Origin of the sequence: Thermotoga sp. SG1 (assembly GCF_002865985.1) — a bacterium.
Classification (GTDB): Bacteria; Thermotogota; Thermotogae; order Thermotogales; family Thermotogaceae; genus Thermotoga.
Map to the genome: position 1 here is coordinate 142,884 of NZ_LNDD01000001.1, position 17,634 is coordinate 160,517.

A 17,634-nucleotide genomic window follows, 5' to 3' on the forward strand; every position below is an offset into this window, starting at 1 on the left:
TATCACCAGATATATCTTTAGATTATTTGTTCAACAGAAATTATAACCGATATCCAGAAACATTTCAAAATATTTCTCTGGAGAAACTCTTCAAAAGTTTCATTTCGTCGAAAACATCCAGGATGGTGAACCTGTCTCTGATGGTGTTTGAGAGCCTCACGATCTTCGACAGGAAGTCTCTCCTGTACTTTCTGATCATCGAAGTCACATCTATCGTTTCAAGGGCTTTTTTGAGAAGCGGGAAAAATTCACTGTAGATATCCTCCAGTGCTTTTCTGATCTTTTCCAGATCGACTCCCTGAATCTTTTTCCCCTTGTAGGTTTCCAAAAACTCCTTCACTTTCTTCTCATCGAAAAGTTCCAAAAGCTCTTTTCTTCTCTCGTCTATGGAAAAATCCTCCACAGGTAGGTTCTTTTCTTCCATCAATATCTCGTACGCCTTCGTGGAAACGAAAACCCCTATCATAACGGTCAGACCATGGAATGGGGGGAGTTCTCCCCTTTCTTCGTGGAACATCTCTATGAGATGAGACACCATGTGTTCAGCACCGGACGCCGGCCTCGAATTTCCCACGATCACCATGTTCAAACCCGAGGCGAGATGGGCATCCATGAGAGTCTTGACAGCGCTCTTTTCTCTTTTCAAGATGTCTTCGGATCTCAGCAGGACCTCTTTCAGAAGGTCCTTTATATCATCCCAGACGAAGTCGCAGATGTACTCGTCGTTTGCGATATGTGATAGGATCCAATCCATCCTCGCCGAAACCTTCGCGATGATATCTCCAACACCTGCTCTCAGAAGATCGATCGGTGCGTTTCTCAAAACGTCGATGTCGATCAGAATCTTCCGTGGTGGTATTGCCTTGAACGTCTTTTTCACACCATCCACCAGAACGGGGGCAACGGTGGAGGTGTACGCATCAACAGAGGGAGCCGTGGGAACACACGAGAACTGTTTTCCGGAAAGGTACGCAGCGTACCTTGCTATGTCGGTGAGGCTGCCCGATCCGATCGAGACAATTTCCGGAAAATCACCGGACTCTTCGATCACTCTTTTCACGTTCTCCATGGTGGTGAGAGGTCTTTTTTCTGCAAAGACAAAAGACCGCTTCTCTGGCAGATTCACCAGAGAAGCGGTGTTCAAATCCGCTATGAAAAACGCTTCCGGGAAGATGTCTGGTGCGCTTTTTATAGACGACCCTACAATTTCTATGTCTGGAACCTCATGAATTCTTCCACAGGTACACTCAAAGGTCTTTCCAAGAATGTCTCTCATTTTTTCACAGCCTCGCCATCAGATCTTTTGTTCTCTCGTAGAGCTCCCTGTAGATCTCGTAGTACCTGTCGTACACTTTCTTGTTCTCCTGATCCGGTTCTACCGGATCCTTGTACTTCACCCATTCTTTTATTCTCTCCGGTTTGTCGATGACACCCGTTCCCAGTCCTGCGAGGAAAGCATCCCCGTAAGGAGCCTCCACAAGACTCGCCACCTGTCTCATTTTGAAACCGGTGACGTCTGCGAATATTTTAACCCAGACGGAGGATTTCGAAACACCTCCGACAATCCAGCACTCGTCGTTCAGTTTCAAACCAGCCTTCAGTCCTTCTTCCATGTTGTGCCTTAGAGCGTACGCTCCTCCCTCCATCAGTGCTCTGTAAAGGTGCGCTCTTTTGTGGTAAAGAGTGACACCGAAGAACACACCTCTTGCAGTGGGATCCCAGATCGGGGATCTTTCTCCCATGAAGTAGGGAAGAACAACGATGCCTTCACTTCCAGCAGGAATATCCTTCACTTCTTTGTCGAAAAGTTGATACGGTGATATGCCCGTTCTTTCGCCGACAATCGTTTCACTTTCTCCGAACTGCTCCTTGAACCACCTTGCAAGAGCTCCCGTTGTGGCGGATCCTCCGAACGTGTAGATCCTCTCGGTATCGTAGACCACGTACGGATAGTTCACAAGACCAAAGGCAAGTTTTGATCCATCGTGCACGGTCCCCCAGCAGGTGGATGTTCCCACCATTGCCACGTGTTCTCCCTCTTCGAGAGCACCAGCAGAAAGCTGCGCTACAGGAGCGTCTATTCCCCCTGCGACCACGGGTGTTCCTTCAAGAAGACCACACAGTTCAGAAGCTTCCTTTGTCACCCTTCCAACTATATCCGAAGACTTCACGATCCTCTCTGGTAGAAACTCGATTGGAATACCCAGTATATCGCACATCTCCTTTGACCAGGTGAGTTTTTTGATGTCGAAGACACCTCCGAGGTTTCCCGCAGAGGAGTAATCTATGACGATCTCTCCCGTCATCTGGTAGATCACGTAATCTTTTGGGGTGATGAACTTGTAGATCTTCTTCCATATCTCAGGTTCGTTGTTTCTGATCCACATGATCTTGGTGAAACCAAAGTAAGAATCCACATAGTTTCCCGTGATCTCGAAGAGTTTTTCCCTGGGAACGTTCTGTTTCACCCACTCTGTCTCCTTCACTGCTCTTCTGTCCATCCAGATGAGACAGGGTCTCAGAGGTTGCATGTTCTTGTCGACAGGTATTCCAGATCCACCGTAGAGTCCACTTATTGCGATCCCGGCGATCTCCTTTTTTGGGACTCCGGATTTTTCCACTACCTCCTTTACCGTTTCGAAGACCGCTTTCACCCACACATCCGGCCACTGCTCAGCCCAGTTCGGTTTTGGGGTGATCACTTCATATTCTTTAAAGGCTTCCGCGAGTACTTCTCCTTTTTCGTTCACGATAACAGACTTTGTCCCCTGTGTTCCTATATCACTTCCGATGAGGTACATGTTCTCCCCCCTCACTTCTGCCCGTATTTGGTGTGATACTGATTGTAAAGACGATCGACCTCTTCAGGTGGTAGAGGTTCTGGTTTTCCTGCAAGTGTTGCAAAGTAAGCCGCTTTTGCAACCTCTTCCAGAAAGATGGCCTTCTTCACAGCGTCCTCCACGGAGGTCCCCACGACCATTACACCGTGTTTTCTGAGAAGAACAGCACCGGATTTTCCGATCACCTTCAGTACTGCTTTTCCTATCGCTTCAGATCCAACGGGAGCGTACTCTGTCAGCGGAATCTCCTCTCCGAACACATCCGCGTGGGCTGTGCAAAGAACGGGGATGGTTTTTTCCAGAATCGCCCACACCATGGCGAAGGTGGAGTGGGTATGGATCACAGATTTTGCCCAGTCCAGGTGTTTGTACAGATAAAGATGTGTTGCAGTGTCGACAGATGGTTTTTTCTCACCTTCCACCACGTTTCCTTCCAGGTCTACCACGACGAAATCTTCTGGTTTCAAAACGGTGTAGGGAACACCGGAGGGTTTTATCAACACGTGATCACCTATCCTCACACTGACGTTTCCACTCGTGTAAGCAACAAGACCGTATTTTTCCAGTATCATGTGGGCATCGTAGAGTTCTTTTCGCTCTTTTTCGTACATAGTTTTTACCTCCTTTATGGGTAAACGTACAGTCAAAATTTTTCGTATAGAAAAACTCTTATCTTTTTCAACCTTCCAATTTCAACCCTCCATCGAGAACTTGTAAACAGTAATCTGTCTATATTCTTCCCCGGGCCTCAAAATGGTACTTGGGAAATTCGAATGATTCGGAGAGTCAGGAAAGTGCTGCGCCTCCAAACACAAACCAGAGTAAGGACTGTAGTATTTTCCACCCTTTCCTTTTACATCAAGGAAATTTCCCGTGTAAAATTGGAGCCCAGGTTCCGTCGTATAGACTTCCATCCTTACGCTGGTTTTTTTGCTCTTCAAAACCGCTGCAAGCTTCAATTCACCATCCTTGCCGTTCAGAACGTAGTTTATATCGAATCCCCTGGTTGGAGTATCTTTCAGTGGTTCGATAGCATCTTCCAATCTTTTGAAAGACCTCAGGTCGTAAGGGGTTCCCTCAACCGACGATATTTCTCCTGTTGGTATGAGGTTCTCGTCGACCGGAGTGTAGTGATCGGCATTTATCATGATTTCATGATCTAGTATTGTTCCATCACCTGAGAGATTGAAGTAGGAATGGTGTGTGAGATTCACAACGGTGGGTTTATCCGTTGTGGCACGGTATTCTATCTTCAACTCGTTTTCGTTTGTGAGAGTGTAGATAACGGTGACATCCAGATTTCCAGGATAGCCCTCCTCACCATCGTGACTCAGATACTTCAGAACGAGAGAGGGCCCTTTGGGTGTCTTCATAGGAATAGCTTTGAAAACCCTAGTATAAAACCCTTTCACACCACCGTGGAGTGCATTGGGGCGATCACCATCGTTCAAAGCAAGTTGATAGGTCACACCATCGATCTTGAAACTTCCACCTGCTATTCTGTTTGCGTACCTTCCCACGATCGCTCCGAAGAAATAACTCGCGTTTTTTTCTTCATACTCTTGAAGAGAGTCGAATCCCAATACGACATCGAAAAGGGTGCCAGAGCGGCCTGGCACCCAGAGTTCTCTCACTATAGCACCATAGGTGATGATCTTCACCATCGCGCCGTTTTTGTTTACGAGTGTATACTGATAAATAGGAATCCCTTCAAATGTTGTTCCGAAGAACTCCTTTTCAATGTGGCACATAAGATAGTCCATCCTTTTCTCCCCCTGAAAGTGGTTTTCTTTACTCCAATTCTACCTCGATCACACTGCAAGAGAAAGGTTTAAAGGTATATTCAAACTCAGTGTCGACGGTGATGGTTTCAGAGGTAATGTCAACAACGTTGGGATTTTCCATGGTGTTCCTTGCGTTCACATCCGGTCCTGTGAGTGTGTAGACTGTCGCCTTCTTTTGTCCCAAACCTTCGACTCTGATCGGTACCTTCAATGCGTCCTCTTTTTTGTAGTTCAAAACAGCTATGAAGAGTTTCTTGCCATCTTCTGAGATGGAGGCAGCGGCATCTAGGAAAGGAGCGTTCTCCACAGAGAAGGGCATCTTGTTGATGAACATGACACCTTCTATGCTGTAAGTCTCCGATTCAACGTGGGTCTTGACGAGTTTTTCTCCGGAGTGATTCACGATGAGTTCGAAGGCCTTGTAGACAGGTGTGAGAACGAGACCATCCTTTTCGGTGTGTATGGCTCCGAGTGCGTTCACAAGTTGAGCAAGATTGGCAAGCGGCACAATGTCACTCATCTTCTGAAGAAGCACAAGAACTCCACACGCGAAGATGCCATCTTTGAGATCGTAAGGTTCTTCGAGCTTGTTGTCAGATACTCTGTACCACACGTTCCACTCGTCCAGAGCGATCTTCACTCCCCTTTTTCTTGCAACCTCAACCGTGTCGATGAGTTTCTTCACCCCGATGAGTCTTTCCTTGAGAAGATAAACGGTAGAAACGGTCTCGTAATAGTCGTCAGATCCCGTGTAGAAGTGATAGGAAATGTAATCGATAACGTCACCCGCCTCTTGAAGAACCTTCAAATTCCAGATAGGATCATCACAACCAACGGCGATAGCCTTGATGGTCGGATCGAACACTTTCATCCACTTGGTGTATTCTTTGGCTGCTCTTGCATACTCATCTGCCGTCATGTGACCTACCTGCCACTCTCCCCACATCTCGTTTCCTATTCCCCAGAACTTCACGTTGTAGGGCTCTGGGTGACCATATTTTCTTCTGAGTTGGGCGTAGTAGGTGTTACCCTTTCCGTTACAGTACTCGAGCCAGTGAAGGGCCTCATCGAGTGTTCCAGTTCCCATGTTGATACATATGTAGGGCTCTGCTCCTATCTCACGACAGTACTCGATGAACTCATCCGTTCCGAACCTGTTTGGTTCTTCTTGTTGCCACGCAAGATCGAACCTGACAGGTCTTTCGTCCTTGGGACCGATACCATCTTCCCAGTGGTAGTTCGATGCGAAGTTTCCACCTGGCCATCTCAAGTTCGGAACTTTTATCTTCTTCACCGCTTCTAAAACGTCTTTTCTAAAACCCCTCTCATCGGAGAGCGGTGAACCTTCTTCGTAGATTCCTCCATAGATACATCTTCCCAAATGCTCCGTGAAATGACCGTAGATGTGCCTGCTGATCGGCTTGACTACTTTCTTTGGATCAACAATGATCTTGTAGGACATACTCCTTTCCCTCCTCACTCCATAAAGGTTGGTGTTATTGAAACACAGTCAACATTTGGTCCAAATACAGAAACAGTTGCTGGTGAAACCTCAGTGTTTGGATTTTCAAATCTTATGGTGTGCTCTCCTTCTTTCAGATAAAGGTAAAGAACATTTGTGGAAAAACCATCAATTCCGCCTGTGTACCTGAAAAAGAGATCTTTTTCTTCTCCATCGATGATCAGTTTGCAGTATCTATCAACCACGTTGAGGTTGTAAGCGTGAGTTCCCAGTGTCTCTTCGTTGCTGTAGCGAATCACAAAGGAGTAATAACCATCCTTGGGTACAGAGAACCTCATCTCAAGAGCGTTTTCTTTTCCTCTTCCTATCCCGGTGACGAATTTTCCAGATGAAGCAAAGTCCGATCTTTCTACCCGGACGTTTCCTGCAAGATTTCCTTCTTCCGTTTCGTAGGTTCCAATGTCGATATCCGTCTTCATCAGTTCAGCAGAATTCAGTACTATCGCTTTTTCGGAAAAGTTCTTCAATTTTATCAGATTCACTCCCTTCTGAAGGAACACGGTGAACTGATTGCCAGTTACATGCCTCCTTGCGGATCGGTTGATTACTAGTTCAAATTGATTAAGATTTTCTCCATTCATCTTCACTGAATAATAACCGTCTTCCTTCACAACAACAAAGAACTCAAGTTCTTTGCCTTTTTCCAGGACGGTTTTATTGCCGTCGAAAACACCATCCGTTGACACCAAATGGTCTCCTATCAAAATCTTCTTTTCTCCTGAATAGATTCTCAAACCTACGCGATCTATGCCGACACTCGGTGAGTTGTCTTTCTTGAATATCTCTATAGCGTGCGCTCCTTTCTCAAGATGGATCGTCATTTCTGTCTTTCCGACATAACTACCAGATAACGTGGGTGGGAAAACCAACTCAAAAGCTTTGTTGTCGATCGTCATTCCATACTCCACCGTTTTTTTGCTTCCATTTACGTACCATATCTCAAGAAGATACTGACCACTTTCTGGCACCTCAACATCGAAAGAAAGAGTACTCTTTGGATTGTCAAGGAACACAATCTTTTCTCCGGAGTAAGGCGGGTTGTTTCCACCTCCGTGGATTTCCACTGTGCAGTTTTCAAGGATAGTTTCTTCTGCTTCTTTTCTCCACTTCCACACGGGTTGATACACAGATCGATTGTCCTCATTTTCTTTCACAATCACAAGATAAGCAGACATCTCACTCAAATCGCGCAATGTAAGAGATAACACACCATCTTGAACTTTTGTGATGCCTTTTAACAGAAGATCTGGAGAAGTATAAATTCCCGTATAACCAGACCACTCGATTTCCCAGACTTCGTAGTAGGCTTCTTTTTCAAAAGGAACGTTTTTGAACGTGAGAGTGCATTCTTTTTGATCGTCTCCACCAAGAAGAACCTTCAGTGCCTTTCTATCTCGATCGTACACAGCCAGTGTAGAAACAGACATATAACTCGGTGACGCTGCAACAAGTTCTCCTGACATGTTCACATATTCTCTGAACAACCACCACGCACCGTTTGGAACGTTTCCTTCAACAAGTCCAGAGAAGTTCCCCGCAGCATGCCAGTACGCAAGGCATCCATCTGTTCTCGATTGTTCCAGCCTGGCAAGCCATTTTACGAGTCTTCCAGGAACAGAGAGTTCTTTTCCTAGAGCGTACTCATTGATACAGATTGGTAGTGGTCCTATTCCTAGTTCTTCTTCGATCTTTCGGAAATTCTGGTAGTAGGCATGACCTGCTTCTACGTCCATGAGATTCAGTTCATGCCAGGTTATCAGATCGGGTAGACAGTTTTCTTGCAAACAGAATTCAAGGAATTTCTTCAAGAACCTTGGATTGTAGGTGGTCGTGTTCGGTCCTGCTATTTTCGCGTCCGGCGCGATCTTTTTTATTTCATTGTAGACAGTCTTCCATGCTGTGAAAAACTCTTTCATCCTCTTGGTGGACCAGAACAACCCTCCGTACCAGATCGCATCGGGCTCGTTGAAGGGAACGTAGACGATTCTGTCTTTGTAGGGCAGAGTTTCCATGATCTGAACAGACTTTCTCACCTTCTCTAGATAGTCATCTGGAACGTAGTCTCTGTTGTTATCTGGATTCTTTTCGTATGGCCAGTGTAGATAGATATCCTGAAGATAAACCTGAAGATAACTCCCTCCTGCCTTTACAAAACTTTCCATAACCCTGAAAGCATCGGCACCGGGATGCTGGAGCCCTTTTGGTGGTTTCTGGTTCACCGTTTTCACCTTTATGGGGATCAGCGAGATAACGGATGGAACGTCCGGTTCAGATAGAGCGTAGTGAGCACCCACTGCTCCAAGACCAAGAGGTCCGCTAGTCCAAGAGAGATCGAAGACAAATTCGTTTCCCAGAACTAATGTGGAGAAACAAAGAATCATCACAATCCACCTCATTCTTCCACCTTCAGTTTCAAGACGGTCACCGAATGGGCTTTGAAGGTGTATTCGAAGGAATTTTTGAGACCGGTTATTATTTTTTCTTCTGGAACAATTCTGAGTTCATCAAAGTTGTTTTCATCTTTTGGATCGCCTTTTAATGTTATCTCTTTTCCAGTCCCATCGAGAGTTATCCCCCGAACATCTACTCTCACAGATCTATCCTCCGACCAAGGGTTGACAATTTTTATAATCAGTTCTTGGGATTTTTCATCGTACGTCACCACCTGGTAGAGATACTTGTATCTATAGCCGAACATCCTGTACTCTTCGTTGGTGAGCTCAGAGTAAACCACCACATCACCTTTGTTTTCAGCGAAGATCTTCTGAACGTAGTAACTCGGTGTGCCAAAGACTCTGTAGTTATCGAACCATATCAAATCTGGTACCCATTGTGACCAACCCACCCTGTTGAACAAAGGAGCGTAAGAAGCCATTATAACAACATCGGAATTTCTTTCAACACCCGTAAGAAAAGCTGCCTCAGCGAGTGCCGCCTGCCAGTTGTTCCTTCTTCTATCTGTATGCGCTGCATACTCTCCGAGCATCACCTTTGGACCGTTTCTATCGTATTTGTCGTATCTGTCGGTGTTCGCCAGCATCCACTCCGGGGAGGCGTAGATGTGCTCGTCGAAGATCTCCACGTTGTTTTCCCTTGCCCAGCGCCACGCCTGTCTGAAGTCGGTTCCTTCATAAGACGGCGGGCCACTGAAAATGATCTTCACGTTGGGATATTTTTCTTTGATCGCTCTTCTGAACCTTTCGAAATTCTCCCAGTACCTTGGGCCCCAGTTTTCGTTACCAACACCGATGTATTTCACGTTGAAAGGTTCTGGATGTCCAAGAGATGCTCTAACTCCACCCCAGTACGTGTCTGTTGCACCGTTGGCAAACTCGAGGAAGTCCAGAACATCCTGTATCCATTCTTTAAGTTCCTCTTCAGAAGCGTATTCTGGAGATTCTATCTGAAAAGATATTCCAGGATTGAATATGGGAACAGGTTCTGCTCCCAGTTTTTCGCAGAGGAGGAGATATTCGTAAAAGCCGATGCCAAGTGTTTGATAGTATCCCCAGAAATTCCATTTCGTTTTTCTTTGCTCAATCGGTCCGATACTCTCCTTCCATCGGTAGGCATTCTCCAAAGTATTTCCCTGAACCAAACATCCACCTGGAAACCTCATGAAACCCGGTTTCAACTCTTCAATCATCTTTACAAGGTCTTTTCTCATACCGTTCCAGTTGTCTTTCGGCATCAGAGAGACCATATCGATTCTGAGAATTCCCTTACCCAGAATAACGATCGAAAGTTCCGAGTTGGTGGATGTCTTTGTGGGAACAAGGTCCAACGTGTATTTTTTCCAGTCACCAACAGGTTGTTGAAGCAAGATTCTTCCTGAAGCAAGAATTTCATCATCGTCAACGATCATCACCGTGATCGTTCCAGAGAAACCTCCACTGAGATAAGTGGAGAAAGTGTATTCCTGACCTTGAAACACTGCGATTCCACCGTAGCCCAGATTCGTGAGAGTTGCTCTATCGGTTTCGGAAAATCTCATCTCAAGGTAACGAGTGTTGTTTTCGTTGAGAGGATATGTTTCTTCTATTGAAGATCTCACAAAATCTCCTCTTTCGACCCTCCACCCCTCATACCTTCTAGTTTCTTGTTCGAACGATCTATTTCTTACAAGTTCCACGTAAAGTCCACCATCGACTGCGTGATTTATGTCCTCGAAGAATATTCCATGGAGCGTTTCTGGAATTCTTGGTCCCTGCTGAGAAAAGTCGATTGTCAGAACATGCTGGACTTCCCCAAGAAGAGATATTGAAACCAAAAGAAGCAGAATAAAGACAAACTTTTTCATCTTCCCACCTCACAGATCACTCTTTTCCAACGGATCCCAGGTAGATTCCTTGCATGAGATACTTCCTGAAGACGATGAATATCACAAGAACGGGTGCTACGGAAATGAAAGCACCGGCCATGAGCGTTCCTATTCCTCTGTAAGGATCTCCCCATCCTGCATTGAATCGCACAAGAGCTATTGGAAGGGTGAACTTTTCAGGTGAGGATAGAACAAGGAGAGGCCAGAGAAAACTGTTCCAATATCCTAGAAAAGACATCAATCCCAGAACGATCAAAGCAGGCCTGATATAGGGTATCACTATGGTCACAAGAAACCTGAGTTTTGAACAACCATCTATCCAGGCAGCATCCTCTAACTCTCTGGGTATACCGAGCATATACTGTCTTAGAAGAAAGACCCCAAAAGTCCCCCCAAGACCCGGAAGAATAAGAGCAGCCAACGTATCCATGAGGCCTAAACGATAGATGATGAAATAGTGAGGTATCAAGAAGATGATTCCAGGAAAGGCCAAAACTGCTACATAACTCCAAAATACAGCTTTTTTCCCCTTGAACTTCAACCTGGAGAGTGCATAGGCCGCTGGAATTGCTACAACAAGTCCTGCTATTGTTCCAAGTATGGAAACGATCAAACTGTTAACTATTCCCCTCGAAACACTGATACCACTTGCAGGTGCGAAGATTCTTTTGTAGTTGTCCAGTGTAGGATTGTCTGGTATCCATTTTGGGGGATACTCAGAAGTTGCCGTAATTGATTCTTTCAAAGATGTGGAGAACATCCAAAAGATGGGAACATACCAGAGAGCTGCAAAAAGCCACAATGCTACAGAAATGACAACCCTCATTATTTTTCCTTTTCTTTTCGACATCTTATTCTCCCTCCGCTCCACGGATCGATCTGGTCAAAATGAAAAGGTTTATGAGTGCAAAACCGAAAATAATGATGAACATGTACCAGGAAATAGCAGCGGCACGCCCAAGCTGCTGTCTTTCAAAACCCACCATGTAGAGGTAATAAACCATGGTTCTTGTACTACCTGCCGGTCCTCCACCAGTAAAGAAGTACACCTGGTCAAACAAACCGAAAGCCAGAAGAACCTGTCTCACAACATCGAAAAATAGAACATTTCTCATCCACGGAAGTGTTATGTAGATGAAACGTGCCCATGGCCCTGCTCCATCGATCTTTGCCGCTTCGTATTGTTCAGGAGGAATCCTCTGAAGAGCTCCAAGATAGAGCAAGACACTAAAACCAATGATCCACCAGATGGTAACACCAATGATACATGCCCATGCACGGGCTGATGTTTCGAACCACGAAATTGGTTGTTTGAGAAGACCTATCTTGGTTAGATAGTAATTCAAAAGACCATTCGGAGCGGATGAAAAGATCCACCTCCATGTTGTCAAAACACCAACTGAACTGAAAAATGTCGGTGAAACGAAAGCAACAAGAAGCCACAACTTGCCGTACCATTTTTCCTTTAGAAGAAGCGCAAATATCATAGAAACCCCCATGACGAGTGGTATACTGATGATCGCAAACATTACAGTGTTTTTGACCGACTGCCAGAACCTAGAATCGTTCCAGATTCTCACGTAATTGTCTAATCCTATGAATCGAGTTGTTCCCAGTAGACTCCATCTGTAGAAACTCATTATAAAACCGTAAACAACTGGAATAACGATGAAAAGGACGAAGAAAAAGAAGTGGGGGAGCAGAAACCCCCACGCTCCCAATTCTCTTTTCAAAACACGTTTTAATTTCATTTTCTTCATTTGCTTCTCTGTGAGTACCTCTCTTTTTTCAGTCATTGTCATTTTATCCCTCCACCACTTACTCTCCAACAGTTGCCCAGTAGTCGTCGATTATTTCCTGAGCAACTATTTCTGCTTCCTCCATTGCTTCTTCAGGTGTCATACTCTTGTTGATAAGCACTTCTTCAATATATGGCACTATCTCGGCAAGGATCTCGGCTATGTACGGGAACATCTGGAAGGTTTTAACATAAGATACCTGCTGAGCCGCAACGTACAGGTGTGGGAATTTCTCCTTGAACTCTTCGCTCTGAGCTATGGATTTTCTTGCAGGTGTTTGTCCCGCTGCATACCATTCGATCGCATGGTCCCACAGGTACTTCACCCACGTCATCACAGCATTGAAGGTTTCTTCGTCTTCCACCATCACTTTGGGAAGAGCTATCACATGCGATCCACCGAACACGGATTTAACCGTACCAAGTTGTGGAGCTGGAGCATAACCAAAGTCGTCTCCTAACAATTCACGCCATGGATTGATCGTCCAGATACCGGTTATCAAAATGGACCCTGCGCCAGATTCGAAAGTCGGACCGGGATCGATTGGCTGATCAGGATACAATCCCTCTTTTTGAAGTTCCTGAAGGAACTTGAGCACTTTTATACCAGCTTCTTTGAACGCTGGTTTCTTGAAATCAGGTGTCAGAATATCTCCACCAAATTGCCACAGAAGATGTACAAACTCCCAGTCCCAGCTCGGAGACTCACACCACGGGTATGAACCTTCAGGAGTAACCTTTTTAAGAGCCCTAAGAACGTTCACAAACTGCTCCTGATTGAGCGGACCTTCTTTCAGCGGAAGGTCTGGATCAAGACCAGCCTTTTTGAAATTGTCTTTCCTGTAAGCCATGTAGAAAATCCAGACGTCAATTGGTATTCCGTAATACTTACCGTCTTTTGTTACAAGTCCTTCAAGGACAGAGGGATAAATATCATCGATATCGATACCCCACTGTTGGAGCTCTTCTTTTGTGAAGGTTCTGAAGTGATCAAGGAACAGCGGCATGTCATGCTTCCTAATAAACAGAACCTGGGGAGCAGATTTCGTGGAAATACCCGTAGCAAGCTTCTGCTTGTATTCCAAGGAACTTCCCACAACAAGATGAACGATCTCGATATCAGGATGTGTTTCGTTGAACTTTTGAATGATCTGATCCATGTACGCCCCATCGGCTCCAGAAAGAGGTGTCATGAACGTGATCTGGATCTTTGCCATGAGTGGAAGGGTAAGAACCAAGATACTCAGAAACACCAACAATTTCCTCATGAATGTTCACCTCCATTCAAGTATACTCAAAGATAGGTACGTACCAAATCTCAACTGAATTATAACCTTCCTCCTTTAAACATTTCAAGGTGGAATTTTTGGAAATATCTTCTTTTAGAGGCAATTATGATCGATTAGAAATAATTATTCGCCATTTTCTCATTTTTTCATTCTTGTTTATCATTTTGCGTTTGGATGTCACATTCTATATAATATATGTACGTACAAAATCATTCAGGGAGGTATAACAATGAAGTTTCTTGCCTTCTCCATCGTTTTCACAATGCTGCTAGGATTCGTTTTCGCTGAAACCCAACCTACATTTCGATGGGCGGTAGTGCACGATCCTTCGGTTATCAAAGTAAACGACGTTTATTACGTCTTTGGTACACACCTTCAGGTTGCAAAATCGAAGGACTTAATGCACTGGGACCAAATAAGTACGAGTGCACACAATAGAAACCCTATAATACCCAATATAAATGAAGAATTGAAAGAAGCTCTCAGCTGGGCAAGAACAAGAAACGACATCTGGGCGCCCCAGGTTATTCAACTCTCCGATGGAAGGTACTACATGTACTACTGTGCCTCAACCTTCGGTTCACCAAGGTCTGCTATAGGAATTGCCGTCTCTGATAATGTAGAAGGTCCATATAAACATTACGCGGTGATCGTGAAATCCGGTCAGGTTTATTCCGTGGATGGTCCGAGTGAAGATGGAACACCGTACGATTCCAGAAAGCATCCAAACGCGCTGGATCCTGCTGTTTTCTATGACAAAGAAGGAAATCTGTGGATGGTCTATGGATCGTGGTTTGGAGGAATCTACATTCTCAAACTTGACCCCCAAACTGGCCTTCCCCTTCCTGGTCAGGGCTATGGAAAAAGACTTGCAGGAGGAAATCACAGTTCCATGGAAGGCCCCTTCGTTCTGTACAGTCCAGAAACAGATTATTACTATCTCTTTTTGAGTTTTGGCGGGCTAGATTACAGAGGAGGATACAACATCAGAGTTGCAAGATCTAAAAATCCAGATGGCCCGTACTACGACCCCGAGGGAAAAAGCATGGAAAACTGTATGGGAAACAAGACAGTGATTGCCAACTATGGAGCCAAACTTGTTGGCAACTTCACTTTGAGTGAAACCGCTACCATCGACTTCAAAGCATTTGGATACGTCTCTCCCGGTCATAACTCCGCTTATTACGATCCTGAAACGGGTAAGTACTTCATTTTCTTCCACACAAGGTTCCCTGGAAGAGGCGAAACGTATCAACTCAGGGTTCATCAGATCTTTCTAAACGAAGATGGATGGTTCGTCATGTCTCCTTTTCCTTACGCAGGTGAAACGTCTGATCTTCCAGTCGAAGAGATTGAAGGAGAGTACCAGTTCATAAACCACGGAAAAGAAATCACAAGTGATATCAAACAACCTGTGAGAATTCGTCTGAACCAGGATGGAACAATAACGGGAGCTGTTGAAGGGAAGTGGAAAAAGAAAGGGTACTACATCACACTGGAGATCAACGAAGGAGGCATTACCTCTGTATATAAAGGTGTCGTTTTGAAACAATGGCACTACTCAGAGAAAAGATGGGTAACGGTTTTTACAGCTCTTTCCAACCACGGAGTGTCCGTGTGGGGAATAAGGACGGAATGATCTCAATATCTTAAGTATGGAGGTGTGAAACATGAAAAGGGTATTGTTTTTGCTCGTTTTAGGAGTGATGCTCAGCGTGGTTTTTGCTTTTGATCCAAACAACGATCCTTCCCTGATCGCTTACTTTCCATTCGACGGGAGTCTGAAAGATATAACCGGTCACTTTGGAGAGGCTGTCAAAACTGGTAGAACCATAGGAAGTGTTGGTAGGGGACAGATAACGTTCGTTGACGGTGTTGTTGGACAGGCTGTAAAGCTTCCTGGAAGCAGGGGACTTCTTCTTCCAGAAGACCTCATAAGAGATTACGACTACACAGTGGCTTTCTGGGTATACGCTAACAAACTCACAAGATTCACTACAACGTTCTTCGGAGCCTATATAGACACCAATTTGAAAATCCACTGGATCAGTTTTGTTCCCTTCTGTTGGAACAACGGTACGATGCTCTGGGCAAGAGATGAAGCACAGAACGTATGGTACGATGGTATCCTCAGCAAAAACATTGAACCTGGAAAATGGTACCACGTGGCAATTTCCGTGTTGAACGGTATTGTCAGAGTTTACATCAACGGAGAGCAGGTTCTCACGAAGATTCAAATAAACGGTCAGGAAAACCTGACGGGCAAACTACCGGATGTGTTCAGTTTGAAACCAGGAGGAGTGTTCGCACTTGGAGCTAACTATTGGGACGCCCCATTTGATGGGATGTTTGATGAACTCAGAATATATGATAGAGCCCTGGGCCCTGGCGAGGTGAAGACACTCTACAATTATGGGAGGAAGTGATTTCCTGTGCTGAAGAAACCTTTTCTGATCGTTTTAACAATATGGGTACTCTCGCTGGGGGCAGCTATAGATCTGAATAAGGGTCTGATAGCTTACTATCCATTCGATGGAGACCTGAAAGACAGAACGGAAAATTTCGAGGAAGGATACCTTGTTGGAAACAGGATAAACGTTCCAGCACTTGGAAATCCGAAATTCGACGAGGGAGTGGTAGGACAAGCTCTGGTTTTCGATGGAAAAAAAGGTGTGGTTCTTGGAAACGATCTCATAACCGACTACGATTATTCTGTTTCTTTCTGGCTCAAAATCGAAGCATTTACACAGCATACAACCACTTTCTTTGGATGCTACATAGATGAAGAAAACTACTTCTACTGGTTGAGTTTCGTACCATATGGCTGGAACAACGGCACTCTCCTGTGGGCCAGAAACGATAGAAAAGACATATGGTTTGATGGAATACCTCCGTTCAATCTTGAGAAAGACAAATGGTACCACGTTGTGATAGTTGTAGACAAAGGAAAAGCACGTTTGTTCATCGATGGAAAAGAAGTCCCCCTCAAGATACAGATCAATGGTCAACCTAACCCTGATGGATTGGTACCAGATGTGTTCTCTGTGGGTCCAGGAGGGGTGTTTTCACTGGGGGTGAACTTCTGGGATCCACCATTCAAAGGAATGATGGATGAACTCAGGATCTACGATAGACCACTGACGGTGGAAGAAGTAAAGGCATTGTATGAACAGGGAAAATAAGAGACAACGAAAAGGCCCCGGAACCGGGGCCTTCTTTCTATTTTTAGAGCCCTTCTTGGAGGCTTCAAGTTCTACTTCAAACCCGTTGTCTTTATTCCTGCGGTTATGTACTCGCGTGCTAGCAAGAAAAGTATCATGGGTGGTATTATCATGATCGTCGCCATCGCCATTATTAGGTCCCAGCGGACGATGAAGGTTGTTCTCGAAAAACTGTATATACCAACACTCAACGGTTTCAATTCCTCTGAATTGATGAAAACCATGGGAACGAAGAACTCGTTCCACCAATATATCGAGGAAAGAACACCTATGGTTATAAAGATGGGTTTGGAAATGGGAACTATTATCTTCCAGAAAATTTGCCATTCATTACATCCATCGATCTTGGCTGCTTCGTCCAGTTCACGAGGAATTGTTCTATAAAACTGCCTGAAAAGAAATACGTTGTAAGGGTAAGCAAAAAAGGCAGGAACTATTATTGGTAAGAAAGAATCAAGCCACCCGAGATACCTGAACAGGATGTACTGGGGAACTATCGTGACATAACTCGGAACCATCATGGTAGCAAGTATCAAAGCAAATATCAATTTCTTTCCTCTAAAATCCATTCGTGCCAAGGGATAAGCAACCAAAGAACTTGAGAGAAGAGTGCCAACAGTATTACCCAGCATAAGTATCAAAGTATTTCGTAAATAAATAGGAAGCTTACTGTTAGTGAGAACCTCTTGGTAATTCTTTAAAGTGAAAGTTTTGGCAAACAACCTTGGAGGATAAGAACTGAATTCTATAAGCGGTTTAAAAGAAGAACTGATTATCCATAGTATAGGAAAGAACATGATAATAGCAACAATTATCATCAAAGCATATTGGAAACCAATCATTCTTCTCTTCATGTTGT

14 protein-coding genes are annotated in these 17,634 nt (G+C 44.7%); 3 read left to right on the forward strand and 11 right to left on the reverse strand.

Going from position 1 to position 17,634, the window contains the following annotated elements:
* Positions 1-64 precede the first annotated feature (64 nt).
* The 10 genes from AS006_RS00710 to AS006_RS00755 form a co-directional block, all read right to left on the reverse strand.
* On the reverse strand, positions 65-1,276 hold the full coding sequence (locus AS006_RS00710; protein ID WP_101512471.1) for a sn-glycerol-1-phosphate dehydrogenase: 1,212 nt from the start codon (positions 1,274-1,276) through the stop codon (positions 65-67).
* 4 nt (positions 1,277-1,280) lie between these two features.
* Positions 1,281-2,801: an FGGY-family carbohydrate kinase gene (locus tag AS006_RS00715; protein ID WP_101512472.1), complete on the reverse strand. Its 1,521-nt coding sequence runs from the start codon at positions 2,799-2,801 to the stop codon at positions 1,281-1,283.
* Between the two features lie 11 nt (positions 2,802-2,812).
* Positions 2,813-3,451 carry an L-ribulose-5-phosphate 4-epimerase gene (locus AS006_RS00720; RefSeq protein ID WP_101512473.1) on the reverse strand — a complete coding sequence of 213 codons (639 nt, stop codon included), beginning with the start codon at positions 3,449-3,451 and terminating at the stop codon, positions 2,813-2,815.
* An 81-nt stretch (positions 3,452-3,532) separates the two neighbouring features.
* Positions 3,533-4,603, reverse strand: a complete 1,071-nt coding sequence (locus AS006_RS00725; protein ID WP_101512474.1) for an aldose epimerase family protein — start codon at positions 4,601-4,603, stop codon at positions 3,533-3,535.
* 28 nt (positions 4,604-4,631) lie between these two features.
* On the reverse strand, positions 4,632-6,086 hold the full coding sequence (locus tag AS006_RS00730) for an alpha-N-arabinofuranosidase (protein WP_101512475.1): 1,455 nt from the start codon (positions 6,084-6,086) through the stop codon (positions 4,632-4,634).
* Positions 6,087-6,100: 14 nt separating this feature from the next.
* A complete protein-coding gene (locus tag AS006_RS00735) occupies positions 6,101-8,542 on the reverse strand; it encodes a hypothetical protein (RefSeq protein ID WP_233185572.1) in 2,442 nt (813 codons plus the stop codon).
* Positions 8,539-10,446, reverse strand: a complete 1,908-nt coding sequence (locus AS006_RS00740; protein WP_101512476.1) for an alpha-L-arabinofuranosidase C-terminal domain-containing protein — start codon at positions 10,444-10,446, stop codon at positions 8,539-8,541. Before AS006_RS00740 ends, AS006_RS00735 begins: the two co-directional genes overlap by 4 nt.
* A 16-nt stretch (positions 10,447-10,462) precedes the next feature.
* Complete coding sequence (locus AS006_RS00745; protein WP_101512477.1) at positions 10,463-11,317, reverse strand: carbohydrate ABC transporter permease; 855 nt, start codon at positions 11,315-11,317, stop codon at positions 10,463-10,465.
* 1 nt (position 11,318) lies between these two features.
* Positions 11,319-12,269, reverse strand: coding sequence for a carbohydrate ABC transporter permease (locus tag AS006_RS00750; RefSeq protein ID WP_233185573.1), 951 nt, complete (start codon positions 12,267-12,269; stop codon positions 11,319-11,321).
* A gap of 16 nt (positions 12,270-12,285) precedes the next feature.
* Positions 12,286-13,533 (reverse strand): extracellular solute-binding protein, encoded by a 1,248-nt coding sequence (locus tag AS006_RS00755; protein WP_101512478.1) that lies wholly within the window; start codon positions 13,531-13,533, stop codon positions 12,286-12,288.
* Positions 13,534-13,783: 250 nt separating this feature from the next.
* Between AS006_RS00755 and AS006_RS00760 the strand changes: the two genes are divergently transcribed.
* The 3 genes from AS006_RS00760 to AS006_RS00770 are packed head-to-tail and all read left to right on the forward strand — an operon-like array spanning position 13,784 to position 16,736.
* Positions 13,784-15,193 (forward strand): arabinan endo-1,5-alpha-L-arabinosidase, encoded by a 1,410-nt coding sequence (locus AS006_RS00760; RefSeq protein WP_101512479.1) that lies wholly within the window; start codon positions 13,784-13,786, stop codon positions 15,191-15,193.
* A 31-nt stretch (positions 15,194-15,224) separates the two neighbouring features.
* Positions 15,225-15,980 carry a LamG domain-containing protein gene (locus tag AS006_RS00765; protein ID WP_101512480.1) on the forward strand — a complete coding sequence of 252 codons (756 nt, stop codon included), beginning with the start codon at positions 15,225-15,227 and terminating at the stop codon, positions 15,978-15,980.
* A 6-nt stretch (positions 15,981-15,986) separates the two neighbouring features.
* Positions 15,987-16,736 carry a LamG domain-containing protein gene (locus AS006_RS00770; RefSeq protein WP_233185574.1) on the forward strand — a complete coding sequence of 250 codons (750 nt, stop codon included), beginning with the start codon at positions 15,987-15,989 and terminating at the stop codon, positions 16,734-16,736.
* Between the two features lie 71 nt (positions 16,737-16,807).
* On the opposite strand, the gene AS006_RS09535 is transcribed toward AS006_RS00770, so the two are convergent.
* Positions 16,808-17,629 (reverse strand): carbohydrate ABC transporter permease, encoded by an 822-nt coding sequence (locus tag AS006_RS09535; RefSeq protein WP_101512481.1) that lies wholly within the window; start codon positions 17,627-17,629, stop codon positions 16,808-16,810.
* Positions 17,630-17,634 lie beyond the last annotated feature (5 nt).